The organism is Flavobacterium sp. CG_9.10, assembly GCF_015752245.1.
Lineage (GTDB): Bacteria > Bacteroidota > Bacteroidia > Flavobacteriales > Flavobacteriaceae > Flavobacterium.
Genome location: NZ_JADOVD010000002.1, coordinates 136330 through 151691, shown reverse-complemented (window position 1 = coordinate 151691; position 15362 = coordinate 136330). Strand labels below are relative to the sequence as shown.

The window sequence follows — 15362 nt, the reverse complement described above, 5'->3', positions numbered from 1 at the left end:
AATAGTTCTGTTGCCTTATTTTGAGAAATCAATAGTTCGTTACTATTTAAAAATATCTGAATGGAAAATTATAAATACATCTTGTTTTTCAAAAAAATTAGCATCAATGCAATAAGCAAAGTTGGTGGTAAAAATGCCTCTTTGGGAGAAATGTACAATCAACTCAATCCTATAGGCATAAATATTCCTAACGGATTTGCTCTCACTGCTAAAGCATATCGTCTATTTCGTAAGCGAAACAAATTAGAAAAACCATTGAATGATTTATTATTCATATTAGATACAAAAGAGTATTCAAATCTCTCAGTAATTGGTGAGAAAGCAAGAGCTCTTATTTTAGCGGCGCCTATTCCTGAGGAAATTAAGATAGAAATTCAAACCGCTTATCAGTCTCTTAGTGAACAGTGTGGCATCAATAATCTTGGCGTAGCGGTGCGTAGTAGCGCCACTTCCGAAGATTTACCATCGGCCAGCTTTGCAGGACAAATGCAATCGTTCTTGAATATTAGCGGTGAAAATCAAGTAATGGATGCCGTACATCGTTGCTTTGCTTCACTCTTTACCGACCGAGCCATTAAATACCGCCATGACATGGGATTTGCAAATTTGGATGTTGCCATTTCTGTAGGAGTTCAACAAATGGTGCGAAGTGATAAAGCGGCTTCTGGCGTGGCATTTACCATTGATCCTGACACAGGATTTCAAAATGTAATTATAATAAACAGCATTTGGGGTCTTGGTGAAAATATTGTTCAGGGAACCGTTACACCCGATGAATGGATGGTTTTTAAACCCACTTTAGAAAATAAAGAACTGAATCCAGTCTTGAAAAAACAGTGTGGAAGAAAAGAATTTACAATGATTTATTCTGAAAAATCAAGTTCTGAATCTGCAGAAAAAACAATTGTAAACACAGAAACTTCTTTAGAAAAACAAAACCAGTTTTCATTATCCAATCAAGAAGTCATTCAGCTTTCAGAATGGTGCTATGAAATTGAAAAACACTATAAAAAAGCAATGGATATTGAATGGGCAAAAGACGCTTTCAATAGCCAACTTTATATCGTTCAAGCACGCCCGGAAACCGTTCATGCGAGAGAAAATAAGTTGGTACGAGAAATCTATCAACTCAAAGAAAAAGGAACGCTGTTAACCAACGGAATTGCTCTTGGCGACAAAATAGCGACAGGAAAAGCCAGACTCCTGCAAAATACCCAAGAAGGGAATCAGTTACTTGATGGCGAAATTTTAGTTACTGATTTCACCAATCCTGATTGGGATCCAATAATGAAAAGAGCCTCGGCAATAGTCACAAACAAAGGGGGACGCACCAGTCATGCGGCAATTGTGGCACGTGAACTGGGAACCGTGGCAGTCGTCGGATGCGGGAACGCAACTTCGACCATAAAAACGGGGCAGCAAATCACCGTATCCTGTGCCGAAGGAAAAGAAGGAAATGTGTATCAAGGTGAATTAAAATGGGAAATAAAAGAACACGATTTTAGTAACCTGTCCATGCCTATTACAGAACCAATGCTAATCCTAGCTGATCCGGAAAGAGCCTTTGAATTGAGTCATTATCCCAATAAAGGAATTGGTTTAATGCGCGTGGAATTTGCTATTTCGAATACTATCAAAATTCATCCTCTCGCACTATGCGAACCCGAAAAAATAACTGATGTAGCCGTTCAAACTGAAATAAAAAATTTGACCAAGGATTATGAAGATGGCAAAAAATATTTTGTAGACAAACTGGCCGAAGCGGTTTCTATTGTTGCCGCCGCATTCTATCCCAAAGATGTTATTGTGCGAATGAGCGATTTTAAAAGTAACGAATATGCTAATCTGATAGCCGGCAAATACTTTGAACCGACTGAAGAAAATCCAATGATTGGTTTTCGCGGTGCCTCCCGATATTACAGCGATTTTTATCGAAAAGGATTTGCCTTGGAATGTGAAGCTATGAAAAAAGTACGAAACCAAATGGGACTTCATAATGTAAAACTAATGATCCCTTTTTGCCGAACCATCGAAGAAGGAAAAAAAGTGCTTAACGAAATGAAATTAAATGGTTTAGTACAAGGAGAAAATGGATTAGAAGTCTATGTTATGATTGAAATCCCAAGCAACGTAATACTGGCCAATGACTTCGCCAAACTATTTGATGGATTTTCTATTGGTTCTAATGACCTGACACAACTCACACTTGGACTCGACCGGGATTCCTCCTTGGTAAGCGGCCTATTCAATGAGCAAAATCCCGCAGTCAAACATTTAATAACGGAAACCATTCGAGCAGCTAAACGAAACAAAATCAAAGTGGGTTTGTGCGGGCAGGCTCCAAGCGACATTCCCGAATATGCTCAGTTTTTAGTTGAAAAAGGAATCGATAGCATATCATTCAATCCCGATGCTTTGATAAATGGAATAGAAAATATTTTGAAAGCGGAATCAAAACACGAAGAAAAACGCAATGAAATCTTAAACATTCTAACTCATGGAAATAACTTTTAAAAACAAAGTGGCTCTCGTTACTGGTGGAACTTCTGGAATTGGCAGAGCCACAGCCCTTGCTTTCGCAGGAAAAGGAGCCAAAGTTGTTATTGTGGATTGGATTGAAAATGACGAAACACTAAATCTCATCAAAGCTTACGGTGGTGAAGCCATTTTTATCAAATGTGACGTGTCCAAAACTACTGATGTAAAAGCTATGGTCACTAAAGTAATCGCTGCTTTTGGAAGGTTGGATTATGCGTTTAATAATGCTGGTATTGAAGGAACTTCAGCTACTACGCAAGACTGTTCAGAGGAAAACTGGGACAAAACCATTGGTGTAAACCTAAAAGGAATCTGGCTTTGCATGAAATATGAAATCCCCGAAATCCTAAAACAGGGAAAAGGGGTGATAATAAATTGTTCTTCTGTGGCGGGATTAGTTGGATTTGCTGGTTTACCCGCTTATGTAGCATCTAAACACGGAGTAATTGGATTGACAAAAACGGCAGCATTAGAATGTGCTAAACTGGGAATCCGAGTAAATGCAGTTTGTCCCGGAGTCATTAAAACGCCTATGATGGATCGACTCACTGGAAATAAAAAAGAAGTCGAAGATCAGTTTACAAATCTAGAACCCGTTGGACGTATGGGCCAACCGGAAGAAATAGCCAACGCAGTGGTATGGATGTGCTCTGACGAAGCCTCATTTATAACAGGACTTGCCATGGCAGTGGATGGCGGTTTTGTAGCTCAATAATTTTATCTGTCTAAATTTTTATTAAAACTATCGCTTTATGCATGTATACGAAGTAAATTTAAAATGGACTGGTAAAAGCAATGGGATTCTAAGCTCAACTGTTTTACCAAAGGAAATTGAAGCAGCCACGACTCCAGAATATCACAAAGGAATCAAAGGGGCCTGGTCTCCCGAGCACTTACTAATTGCATCAATTAACAGTTGCTTGATGAGCACTTTTTTGACACTTGCTGAAAATTCAAAGCTCGAATTTGTAAGTTATGAAAGTAAATCCTTGTGTACCGTTGAGTTTATAAATGGAAAAAACATAGTAACTGAAATTGTATTACAACCTAAAGTGGTTATCCCTTATTCCCAAAAACCGGAAAGGATCAAACATATTTTAGAGATGAGCAAGAATGTCTGCTTGATTGCTAACGCCATTAAAACACCAATACAAATGAAACCTGAAATCATTGTTTCTTAGACCGCAATTCGTATCTAAAATACTGAAAACAGGGTTTCTATCATAAATAAAATAGAGTATGATTTTTTGGATTATAAAAAAATTAAATAGTTGACGGAAAAGAATTTGCAATGAAAGTTGCCCTTCTAGATATTGATTTTGTAAAAATATTCTAAGGACCCTCAGACGAAAAATAGCAAGCCGATTACTAAAATTTAAATAAAAAAAATTGGCTGTCCATTTTGCGAAAGCAGGTATTTGAAAACTTTTGAACCAATCGACAAAAATTATTTTTTTTGCAAAAAACTCCTTAAAAAAAATTTGCGACTAATTGAAATAACTATAATCGAACCTTTTAAATATCAAATTTTATGGAAAATATAGTATTGTGTCAAAGTTGCGGAATGCCTCTTGACAAAGAAGAACTAAAAGGAACCGAGCAAAACGGCTTCAAAAATGAAGAGTATTGCAAATATTGTTATGAGAACGGCAATTTCAAAAAACCAACTATGAATTTAGAGGACATGAAAGACACCGTGTCAACGCAAATGAAGAAACTAAAACTTCCAATATATACTATTCAAAAAGCAATCAATATTTTACCGACATTAAAACGATGGAACGGTAAAAATTAGATTTTTAAATTACAAATTATTCAGTTAGCGGAAAATCATAGTGGCGTAAAAAAATGTTTCCCTAAATAATTTGAATTGTGATAACCTAAAGTGGATAAAGTATTGATGAATTGATTTTATAGAAAGTTAAATTTTAGAACTAGAAAAGCACCGCTATGAAAACATTAATTTATAGTATATCTGGCTTCGACAAACCATTTATTGAAAAAGCAACACATGGTAATCTCGATTTAGTTTACACTGATTTATCACTAAATGAAACCACCGTGAAACTGGCAAAAGGTTTTGATGCCATTTCGATTTTCACTTCAGACGAAGCCTCAGCAATTGTACTGGAGCGATTGCATGCTTTGGGAGTTAAATATATAGCTTTACGCTCCGAAAGTTCCGATTATATCAATATATCCAAAGCACATGCATTGGGAATTAAAGTTGCCAATACCCCTATATCAGCTTCCTTTGCAGTTGCTGAACATGCGGTAGCTTTGCTATTAGCCTTAAATAGAAAGTTGATGTTAGGTCAAAAACTAATGCAACTGGGTGATTATCGGATCGATCATTTGATAGGTTTCAATTTGCAAGAAAAAACAATGGGTATCATTGGAACGGGAAAAACAGGTAGTGCTTTTGCAAAAATTATGCATGGATTTGGTTGTAAAATTTTAGCGTATGATCCTGTAAAAGATGAAGAATTAAAGCTTCAAGCCAATATTTCATATACCACTTTCAATGATTTATGTTCCAATTCAGATGTAATATCCATTCATTGTCCGCTTAACAGCAAAACCAATCATCTCTTTAACAAAAGTACTTTTGCAAAAATGCGAAAAGAAGCCATTTTAATAAATACCGCACATGGAAGTATCGTAAATACAGTTGATTTGTTACACGCTTTAAATGATGGAATTATTGCTGGCGTAGGTTTAGATGTGTATGAGCATGAAAAGTCAATATTTTTTAAAGATCATACCGGCTCTGCTATAAATGACGACTTATTACTTAAACTTTCTTCTCATCCAAACGTTTTACTGACCGGACATCAGGGCTTTTTAACTGCAGAAGTATTAAATGGAATTGCCAGTACTACAATTGCAAATTTAAATGAATGGGCTTATAATAGCATTTGCAAAAATGAAATCAAATAAATAGTCTCATCGACAATTTTTCAATTTTTTAGTAGATGGATTAAGTAGTACTCTTCAATAATTAATTTGCCCTTGCTTCGACTTTTTTTGTAACTTAGTATATAATTGACTGAAAATCAATAGTTAATAAAATAAAATTTATTGATTTTACATTAATTATTATATCATGGTCGTAAATGCATTCTGAAATAATTTTTAGCAAAAAATCAAAAGATGAAAGGATCATTGAAACTCGGAAAAATAGCTGGTATCGGTTTATATATTCATTGGACATTCTCCCTACTTATAGCATTCATTATTTTTGCAAACTATAAAAATGGTCAAAGTGCAATTCAAATATTATGGTCTGTATTATTTATTTTAAGTGTATTTGTAACGGTTTTTCTCCATGAGTTAGGACATGCTTTAGCGGCTAAAAATTATCATATAAATACAAAAGACATTACCATACTGCCAATTGGCGGGTTAGCCCGATTAGATAAAATTCCTGAAAAACCTTTAGAAGAATTGGTGGTTGCAATTGCGGGGCCACTTGTCAATATAACTTTGGCTATTATTACAGGCCTTTTTATCACCATTCCAAGTGATTCCAACGAATTAATGGCCAAATTATCAAATGGTGTAAATGCAAATAATTTTTTCCTTAACTTCTTTATTGTCAATTTTTGGTTGGCTCTTTTTAATTTAATTCCGGCTTTTCCCATGGATGGCGGAAGAATTTTACGGGCAATTTTATCATTTAAATTAGAAAGAAATATTGCCACAAAAATCGCTGCTCGAATAGGACAATTTATAGCCGTAGGTTTTATCCTCTTAGGATTTTTATACAATCCATTTCTAGTTTTCATTGGGATATTTGTTATAATAGGTGCACAAGTTGAAGCGGATTCCATGCAGTCAAAACACCTTCTCAAAGGCTTTAAAGTTAGGGATATTTTAATGAAACAATACCCAGTAATTGATGCTCATGCAAAAACTAAAAACAGCGATTGATTTATTACTTGACAGTCAAAACAAGAATTTTTTAGTAACAGATAACGCTGTCCCAGTTGGAACGCTAAATCGGGATCTAATCCTACTTGCACTAGCTAAAACAGGAGAAAATGAAACTATCAATAATGTAATGGACCCCAATTTAATTTTTCTTGAAGCCGATTCGTTAATCGAGAATGTTTATGAAGATATGTATAAAAACAAATCCACTCTAATGCTTATCATGGAAAATAATGAAGTAATAGGCGCTTTGGACACAGAGAATCTTTTAGAATTTATTTTAATAGAAGAGGTTAAATTAAAAAACGACCATGCCGCATGATACAAATCCCGATCTGCTATTTGAAAATATAGCACTTGTCCATAGCGGAGAAGATTATTTTTCCCGTTTGGAAAATATTATTCATAATTCATTATTTGAAATACACATTCAGACCTATCTTTTTGAAAATGATACCACGGGAAACCGCATTTTAACCGCATTAAAGGAAGCGGCTTCACGCCAAGTTAAAATTTATCTTTTATTGGACGGATTAGGCTCTTTACACTTTCCTTCACAACTTAGAAATGAACTCAAAAAAAGTGGCATAAATATTCGGTTTTTTGCCCCATTATTTTCAACCTATACTTTTTATCTAGGTAGACGATTGCATCAAAAAATAGTGGTTTCAGATGGAAAAGTCGCTTTGTTAGGAGGAATTAACATTGCCGATAAGTATCATGGAACCGCAACGGAAGCGCCTTGGCTTGATTATGCTGTTCAATTGAACGGCGAGATTGCTAAACCCATTCAGGAAATTTGCAATGCAATTTATTTTAAAAAAAGTCATCCTTCTAATCAAAAATTAAAAACAGCTTTTCAACTTCATAAAGATACCTTAGTTCGAATTCTACAAAATGACTGGTTAAAAAGGAAAAATGAAATAAGCAATGCGTACAAAAGTTCTATTGGCAATGCTAAAAAAGAAATAATTATAGTGGGAAGTTATTTCCTTCCAGGCAGACATATAATTCATGCCTTGAAAAAGGCGGCTAAAAACAAGGTTGAAATTAAATTAATTTTATCCGGAAAATCAGATTTGCCAATGACAAGAAGAGCCACTCGTTATCTTTATTCCAAACTTCTCAGTTATAATATTGAATTATATGAATGGAACGAGTCCGTTTTGCATGGGAAAGCAGCAGTAATTGATGAATATTGGACCACTATTGGTTCTTTTAACCTGAATAATTTGAGTTCCTATGGAAGTCTGGAAATGAATGTTGAAATAAACTCAACTGAATTTTCTAAAATGTATCGCGAGCAACTCAACCAAATAATCGCAAAATGTCAGAGAATAACACCTGAAGATCTTGAAATTAAAAATAATTTATTTTTAAAATTAGGAAACTGGTTCTCTTATTATAGTACCCGATTAATAGAGTTATTGGTCATTTATACGCCTTACAATCGATTCCATAATTAATAGTAAGCGTTATAAATTGTTATGACTAAATAAAAATAATTACAATTTTATATTAAGAAATTATTGATTAAAAATTAAAACCATAAATAGTACATTAAATTATTTTTTTGTAACTTTATGTAGCTAATTTAACAACATAAAGCACTAATAAAAAGAACGTTATGTTTATTTAAATAAAAATAATACCTTTAAAAGTGGAAATAAATAAAACAAAAAACAAGAAAAAAGAAGAATGGATCCGAAAGGATTTAGAAAGTAAAATTCCAAAAATGGACAAAAAAATACTCTTTGTTCCAAATCAAAAGGAATTATTTTTCTAGTTCATTTCTCAAACAGTTCATTTAGCTGAGGCTAATGACGGATCCGTGAGTCACTGTTCTGTAATTGAATGCTTTTTCAAGCACCAGGTTTAAAAGATTCTGCGCAGAGCTCCGAACTTTTAAACCGGTATTCTTAATTGGGGTTAGGGACAAAATAGTCCCTACTCCATTAACGATTTTATTCGCTATGGATTTTGCTCAATACAAAAATACCTTTACACAGGAAGCCTCAAAAAATGGCTACTCAGAACAGAATATTCAACGCTGTTTGGACTATGCTGAGCTTTTATTTTCGCATGAAGTTCCAGTAATTTACAACACTTCCCATCTTTCTAATCTTGTAGGATATAATAAAAAATATCTTAAAAAAGCATCCTATTATCCTCAATATTTCTATCGAGATTTTGAAATAACAAAGAAAAACGGAACAAAAAGACCAATATCAGAACCTCTTCCAAGTCTAAAAGAAATACAAATCTGGATATTAAAAAATATACTTTATAAAATACCTGTAAGTCCTTTTGCAAAAGCATATAAACCTAATACCGCTCTTATTGAAAATTTAAAATTTCATAAAAAGCAATCCAAAGTACTTACATTAGATTTAGAAAATTTTTTTCCATCCATTTCGATTAAATCAATTGAAAAAATATTTATTGAAATGGGGTATTCCCGAATGGTATCGCAAATCCTTGCAAAATTATGTACACGAGATAAAACTTTACCTCAAGGGGCACCAACAAGTCCAACACTTTCTAATTTAATTTTTAAAGATGCTGATGTTGCCATTGCTGATTTTTGTAAACAACGAAAAATAAGATATACCCGTTACGCAGATGATTTGAGTTTTTCAGGCGATTTTGATGAAAAGGAGTTATTCGAAAAAATAACTGAAACTGTTGAAAATTTGAATTTTCATATCAATAAAAGTAAAACAAAACTCATGACACCCAATACCCGTCAGGTTGTAACAGGAATAGTGGTCAATGAAAAACCACAAGTTGTATTTCATAAACGCAATGAGTTAAGACAAGCGATGCACTACATAAAAAAATTTGGTATAGACGAACATCGCGAGTATAAAGAAATCAATCAAAGGAATTATCTGGAACACTTACTGGGAAGGATAAATTTTGTTCTGCAAATAAATCCAAAAGATCTTGAGTTTATTGGCTACAAAGCTGTACTGATAGATTTAAAAAAGAAACAGGCATTAAAAATGAAAAAGAACCAGTCATTGCTTATGTAAAAAATAATTTCATTTGTAAAAAACATTTTAAAAGTCTCTAATCGGGGCTTTTAATTTTTATAACTACTTGAAATAAAACATTTTATTCTGATTTTAACAACCAAAAATTGATTAAATTTGATAGTGACAATTTCCCAGTAGCGACATGTTTTTTATGCAACATTTATTTAAAACTAATAGCTGGAATAGTAATAATAAAAACACAGTAAAATGGCATTTATAGACTATTACAAGATATTAGAAGTGGACAAAAAAGCAACGGAAGCCGAAATTAAAAAAGCATACCGAAAGCTAGCTAGAAAATACCATCCCGACTTAAACCCAAATGATAAAGAAGCTGAACGAAAGTTTAAGGAAATCAATGAAGCAAATGAAGTATTGAGCCATACAGAGAATCGTAAAAAATTTGATGAATACGGTGAAAACTGGCAACATGCGGAGCAGTACGAAAAAGCAAAACAGCAAGGACAGTATCAAAGTGGTGGGCAACAAGGGGGTTTTGGAGGTGACAGCGGAGATTATTCGGACTTTTTTGAATCGATGTTTGGTGGTCGTACGTCAGGGAGACAAAGAGGACGCAGCGCCCAATTCAAAGGACAAGATTTCAGTACGGAATTGCATCTGGATTTAAAGGAAGTTTATACAACCCACAAGCGAACCTTAACCATAAACGGCAAAAATATCCGAATTACTATCCCTGCCGGGGTAGAAAATGGTCAGCAGATTAAAATTAGTGGATTGGGTGGCGAGGGATCTGGCGGCGGACCAAAAGGAGACTTATATATCACCTTTACCATTGAAAACCACACTAATTTTAAACTGGACAAACACAATTTATATACTACAGTAGATATCGATTTATATGCTGCCTTATTGGGAGGAGAAATAACGGCTGATACTTTTAACGGAAAGGTTAAACTGACCGTAAAACCAGGTACTCAAAACGGTACAAAAGTAAAACTCAAAGGAAAAGGTTTCCCAATTTATAAAAAGGAAGGAGAATTTGGTGATTTGTACATTACCTATCAAGTAAAAATCCCTACTGATCTTTCCGAAAAAGAAAAAGATTTATTTCAGGAACTTGCAAAATTAAGAACGTCATGAATACCGAAAATCTTATCCCTTTATCCAAATTATACATGCATTATGATGTCGAAATGTCATTCTTTTTCAATTTAAACGAAATGGGTTTAATTGAGATTCTCACCATCGATGAAAACAAATATATTTATCCTGAATCTATTTACGAAATCGAAAAAATGATACGAATGCACCAAGAATTAGAAGTAAATATTCAAGGAATAGATGTCGTTTTAAATTTACTACAAAAAATAGAGGATTTACAAAATGAATTGGTTTCTGTCAAAAACAGATTGGGTTTGTATGAAGGTTGAAAACTTACATTTTCTCATTTTGTTCAAAAAGTTTGGTGCACTAATATAAGAAGGAATTTAAAATTCGAGAATCATTTTACCCAAAATCTCACATTAAAAATCCTCAAATTGTTATCTGTTGAATTTTGTAAAAATAAAATAACAAAGTGATGAACTGGCATTTACTTCCTCTTTCAGAAATAACCCAGTTGTTCAATACAACTCCAAACGGTATTGATCAAGTAACGGCATCTGAACGCTTAAACGAACACGGAAAAAATCAAATTGAAGACACAAAAAAGAAGAGTGTTTTTCAGATGATTCTATCTCAGTTATCTGATTTCATGATTCTAATACTTATTGTAGCGGCAATTATTTCGGGTATAATAGGCGATGTTACTGATACGATTATTATTCTTTCAATCATTATTATCAATGCTGCTGTGGGATTTATCCAAGAGTACCGGGCAGAAAAAGCGATGGAAGCACTCAAGAATATGGCTGCAAACTCTGCCCGTGTTTTACGTGAAGGAAAAATGATGGATATTCCAGCTACGGAACTTGTCCCGGGTGATGTGGTGCTGCTCGAAGCAGGAAATATTATACCCGCCGATGTCCGATTTTTTGAAACCCATCAAATAAAAGTGGATGAATCAGCGCTCACAGGCGAATCTAATAATGTCGAAAAAGATCCTGAAGAACTTCCAGAAGGAAATTATGCCCTTGGCGACCAAACCAATATGGGGTATAAGGGCACCTCTGTTACTAATGGGCGCGGACTTGCATATGTAGTGGCAACGGGAATGCAAACTGAACTGGGGCATATCGCAAAAATGATCCAGACCGATGAAACAACTACACCTTTACAAAAAAGATTAGCCAGTTTTGGCAAGCGATTGTCAGTAGTTATACTTACTATTTGCACTATCATTTTCATTATCGGTTGGTTGCGTGGTGAATCTGTTTTGACAATGCTGATCACTTCTATTTCCCTCGCTGTCGCCGCTATTCCTGAAGCTTTACCAGCATTAGTAACCATCGCATTGGCTTTTGGAGCCAAGAAATTAGCAAAACACAATGCGCTTATCCGCAAATTACCGGCTGTTGAAACACTGGGCTCCGTAACGTATATCTGTTCTGATAAAACAGGAACCCTAACGTTAAATAAAATGACCGTGCAGGAAATTTTTGAAACTTCAGACACCAAACACAATACTGTTTTTGAAGAAAAAAACAAATTGCTTCATGCAATGGCTCTAAATAACGATGTCTTGAAAGAGGAAAACGGAAAATGGCTGGGAGATTCAACCGAAGTTGCATTGGCACAATATGCTTTCGATAAAAATTTAAATCGAGCTGAAATAGAAATACCTTTTCCCCGAATAGCAGAAATACCTTTTGATTCAAAAAGAAAATGCATGACGACAATGCATCAAATCAGAAACTCTGATGCTGAAATCATTGTCCTGACAAAAGGAGGCGTTGATGTTTTGTTCGACAAACTGAATGCCGATCAAAAAATGCTTATTCCAGAATTTGAAAATAAAGTAAATGAGATGGCTGAGAAAGGGTATCGGGTTTTGGGATATGCCATGAAAACGCTTCCTACGCTTCCGGAAAATTTGGATTCAGAAGAAATCGAAACAGAATTAACGCTAATTGGGTTTGTGGGGATGATCGACCCACCACGCGAGGAAGCAAGACAAGCCGTTTCTGAATGCAAAGAAGCAGGTATTATTCCGGTGATGATTACCGGCGACCATAAACTTACTGCAAAAGCCATTGCTATAAAACTGGGTATCATTTCTTCCGAGGAAGATCTTGTACTTACAGGTTCCGAATTAGCCGAATTAACCCAAATTGAATTTGTAAAAATGGTGGAACGAGTTCGAGTTTATGCGCGTGTCAATCCCGAACAAAAATTAAGAATCATTACTGCCTTACAATCCAAAAATCACTTTGTAGCCATGACTGGCGATGGTGTGAATGATGCACCGGCACTTAAAAATGCCGATATTGGCATTGCGATGGGAATCAATGGCACAGAAGTTTCCAAAGAAGCCTCACACATGATTTTGCTCGATGATAATTTTGCTACAATAATAGTTGCGGTCAAACATGGGCGAAAAATATTTGATAATATTCTGAAATTTATAAAGTATATTATGACTGGAAATTCGGGCGAAATATGGGCAATATTTTTAGCGCCGTTCTTTGGCTTACCCATACCGCTGCTGGCCATTCACATTCTTTGGATCAATCTGGTCACGGATGGTTTGCCAGGATTAGCATTAGCCTCAGAACCATCAGAAGCAAATATAATGCAACGAGTACCTAGAAATCCAAAAGAAAATATTTTTTCAGATGGCATGGCAGTGCATATTTTGTGGGTTGGATTTTTAATGGGTGTCGTCACAATTGCAATGCAGGCTTATGCCATACATTTGGCAAACTCACATTGGCAAACAATGGCTTTTACCGTACTTTGTTTTAGTCAGTTGGGACATGTAATGGCCATTCGCTCTGGTAGAGATTCTCTTTTTAAAATAGGTTTTTTCTCTAACAAACCCATGCTTATTGCTTTATTAATCACAATTTCATTACAGTTTATGATAATTTATACGCCGTTTTTTAATGATATTTTTAAAATACAGCCACTGACTTTACAGGAACTATTGCTAACGGTAGCGGTATCAAGTATTATATTTTGGGCTGTTGAATTAGAGAAGTTGATAAAAAAGGTCATCAAATTAAAGAAATACAATTCTTGATTATAAAAACCTCTTCAATATCTCTTTATTTAAACATCTTTATTTTTCCTACCATTTTTTCGACAAAACAACTAAAAAAGCTGATTAACAACGTTTAAAAACGCTGAAAATCAGTGTAATAGTTGTATATTTGAGAGAATGTTTTTTTGTGAATATTAATTCATAGGCTCATGAATAGCGATTTTAAAATAAGAAAATTATTTGAAAATTTCTTACTTGAAATAGGTGAGTTATCTTATTTTGCCGGTCGTTTTTTCAAAGAAGTATTTAGACGGCCTTCGGAATTTAAAGAATTTCTTCGTCAATGTTTTTTTATGGGTAATCGCTCCCTTCTTTTGGTTGCAGTCACAGGATTTATCATTGGTTTAGTATTTGATTTACAATCTCGACCTACACTTCAAGAATTTGGCGCAGTTTCGTGGATGCCTTCTATGATAAGTATTTCGATTATTAGAGAAATTGGTCCCATCATAACCGCTTTAATATGTGCAGGTCGAATTGGTTCTGGAATTGGTGCGGAATTAGGTTCAATGAGAGTAACGGAACAAATTGATGCTATGGAAGTGTCAGGTACAAATCCTTTTAAATATCTTGTTGTTACCCGGATTTTAGCCACGACTTTAATGCTTCCTATTCTGGTTTTTTTTGGAGATGCCATTGCTATTTTTGGTTCGTACTTAGTAGAAAACATAAAGGGGAATGTCTCTTTTTTATTGTTTTTCAATCAAGTTTTTAACGCTTCGGAATTTAGTGATTTAATACCCGCAACAATTAAGTCTTTCTTTTTTGGCTTTGCCATAGGATTGGTAGGCTGCTTTAAAGGATATAATTGCAAAAAAGGTACAGCTGGTGTAGGATTAGCAGCCAACTCTGCTGTGGTATTTACCTCAATGCTACTCTTTATCATTGATTTCCTCGCCGTTTTTATAACAAATATTTTTTATGATTTATAAATGATTATGATACAATCAATACCCAATAAGGAACCAATTATAGAAATCAAAGACTTGAAAAAAAGTTACGGGGACCATCATGTATTGAATGGTTTTAACATGGTCTTATATGAAGGTGAAAACTTGGTAATAATGGGAAAATCGGGTTCCGGAAAATCAGTAATGATAAAATGTCTGATTGGATTGGAGGAACACGACAGCGGCACTATTATGGTGATGGGGGAAAATATTAGCGAACTCAAACATTCAGCATTAGATGATCTTCGAACAGAAGTTGGATTTCTTTTTCAAGGAAGTGCACTATATGATTCCATGACCGTTAGGGAAAATTTGGAATTCCCATTACGACGTCATAAAAAAAAGTTCGGAGTCATAAAAGATACAACCCCACTCGTTATGGAAGCCTTGGAAAATGTAGGCTTAGCACATACTTTAAATTTAATGCCCGAAGAACTTTCGGGTGGAATGAAACGCAGAATTGCTTTGGCAAGAACTTTAATTCTCCAGCCGAAAATAATTCTCTATGACGAACCTACAACTGGGTTAGATCCTATTACTGCCAAAGAAATCTTGCTATTAATGAAGTCCGTTCAGGAAAAATACAATACCTCGTCTATCATAATTACGCATGATGTGGATTGTGCCAGAGTGATTTCAAATAGGATGATTTTATTGGTAGATGGGAAGAATTATGCCGAAGGTATTTTTGACGAATTATCTGTTTCGACAGATCCCAAAGTGCAAGCATTTTTTAAATAA

General features: G+C 34.7%; 14 protein-coding genes. All 14 read left to right on the top strand.

Translation table 11 applies throughout. The features are described from left to right. The first annotated feature begins 60 nt into the window (after positions 1 to 60). The 14 genes from ppsA to IWX84_RS02240 all read left to right on the top strand — a co-directional run bounded on the left by ppsA (position 61) and on the right by IWX84_RS02240 (position 15362). Positions 61 to 2514, top strand: coding sequence for a phosphoenolpyruvate synthase (ppsA, locus tag IWX84_RS02305; protein WP_196849145.1), 2454 nt, complete (start codon positions 61 to 63; stop codon positions 2512 to 2514). Then, positions 2498 to 3253 carry an SDR family oxidoreductase gene (locus IWX84_RS02300; protein ID WP_196849144.1) on the top strand — a complete coding sequence of 252 codons (756 nt, stop codon included), beginning with the start codon at positions 2498 to 2500 and terminating at the stop codon, positions 3251 to 3253. The genes ppsA and IWX84_RS02300 overlap by 17 nt, the downstream gene beginning before the upstream one ends. Positions 3254 to 3290: 37 nt before the next feature. After that, positions 3291 to 3719, top strand: coding sequence for an OsmC family protein (locus IWX84_RS02295; RefSeq protein WP_196849143.1), 429 nt, complete (start codon positions 3291 to 3293; stop codon positions 3717 to 3719). Positions 3720 to 4069: 350 nt separating this feature from the next. Beyond that, positions 4070 to 4333, top strand: coding sequence for a zinc ribbon domain-containing protein (locus IWX84_RS02290; RefSeq protein WP_196849142.1), 264 nt, complete (start codon positions 4070 to 4072; stop codon positions 4331 to 4333). A gap of 155 nt (positions 4334 to 4488) precedes the next feature. Continuing rightward, complete coding sequence (locus IWX84_RS02285) at positions 4489 to 5478, top strand: NAD(P)-dependent oxidoreductase (RefSeq protein WP_196849141.1); 990 nt, start codon at positions 4489 to 4491, stop codon at positions 5476 to 5478. Between the two features lie 225 nt (positions 5479 to 5703). Next, positions 5704 to 6471 carry a site-2 protease family protein gene (locus IWX84_RS02280; RefSeq protein WP_231385386.1) on the top strand — a complete coding sequence of 256 codons (768 nt, stop codon included), beginning with the start codon at positions 5704 to 5706 and terminating at the stop codon, positions 6469 to 6471. Next, positions 6446 to 6793 (top strand): CBS domain-containing protein, encoded by a 348-nt coding sequence (locus IWX84_RS02275; RefSeq protein ID WP_196849139.1) that lies wholly within the window; start codon positions 6446 to 6448, stop codon positions 6791 to 6793. The genes IWX84_RS02280 and IWX84_RS02275 overlap by 26 nt, the downstream gene beginning before the upstream one ends. Beyond that, the gene (locus IWX84_RS02270; RefSeq protein WP_196849138.1) at positions 6783 to 7937 is read left to right on the top strand and encodes a phospholipase D-like domain-containing protein; all 1155 of its coding nucleotides are present in this window, start codon (positions 6783 to 6785) and stop codon (positions 7935 to 7937) included. Before IWX84_RS02275 ends, IWX84_RS02270 begins: the two co-directional genes overlap by 11 nt. Before the next feature lie 507 nt (positions 7938 to 8444). Beyond that, positions 8445 to 9506, top strand: a complete 1062-nt coding sequence (locus IWX84_RS02265) for a retron St85 family RNA-directed DNA polymerase (protein ID WP_196849137.1) — start codon at positions 8445 to 8447, stop codon at positions 9504 to 9506. 210 nt (positions 9507 to 9716) lie between these two features. Further along, complete coding sequence (locus IWX84_RS02260; protein ID WP_196849136.1) at positions 9717 to 10610, top strand: DnaJ C-terminal domain-containing protein; 894 nt, start codon at positions 9717 to 9719, stop codon at positions 10608 to 10610. Continuing rightward, a complete protein-coding gene (locus IWX84_RS02255; RefSeq protein ID WP_196849135.1) occupies positions 10607 to 10900 on the top strand; it encodes a chaperone modulator CbpM in 294 nt (97 codons plus the stop codon). Before IWX84_RS02260 ends, IWX84_RS02255 begins: the two co-directional genes overlap by 4 nt. Positions 10901 to 11049: 149 nt before the next feature. Continuing rightward, the gene (locus IWX84_RS02250; RefSeq protein WP_196849134.1) at positions 11050 to 13650 is read left to right on the top strand and encodes a cation-translocating P-type ATPase; all 2601 of its coding nucleotides are present in this window, start codon (positions 11050 to 11052) and stop codon (positions 13648 to 13650) included. A 170-nt stretch (positions 13651 to 13820) separates the two neighbouring features. Beyond that, on the top strand, positions 13821 to 14603 hold the full coding sequence (locus tag IWX84_RS02245) for an MlaE family ABC transporter permease (RefSeq protein ID WP_196849133.1): 783 nt from the start codon (positions 13821 to 13823) through the stop codon (positions 14601 to 14603). Positions 14604 to 14609: 6 nt separating this feature from the next. Next, positions 14610 to 15362: an ABC transporter ATP-binding protein gene (locus tag IWX84_RS02240; protein WP_196849132.1), complete on the top strand. Its 753-nt coding sequence runs from the start codon at positions 14610 to 14612 to the stop codon at positions 15360 to 15362.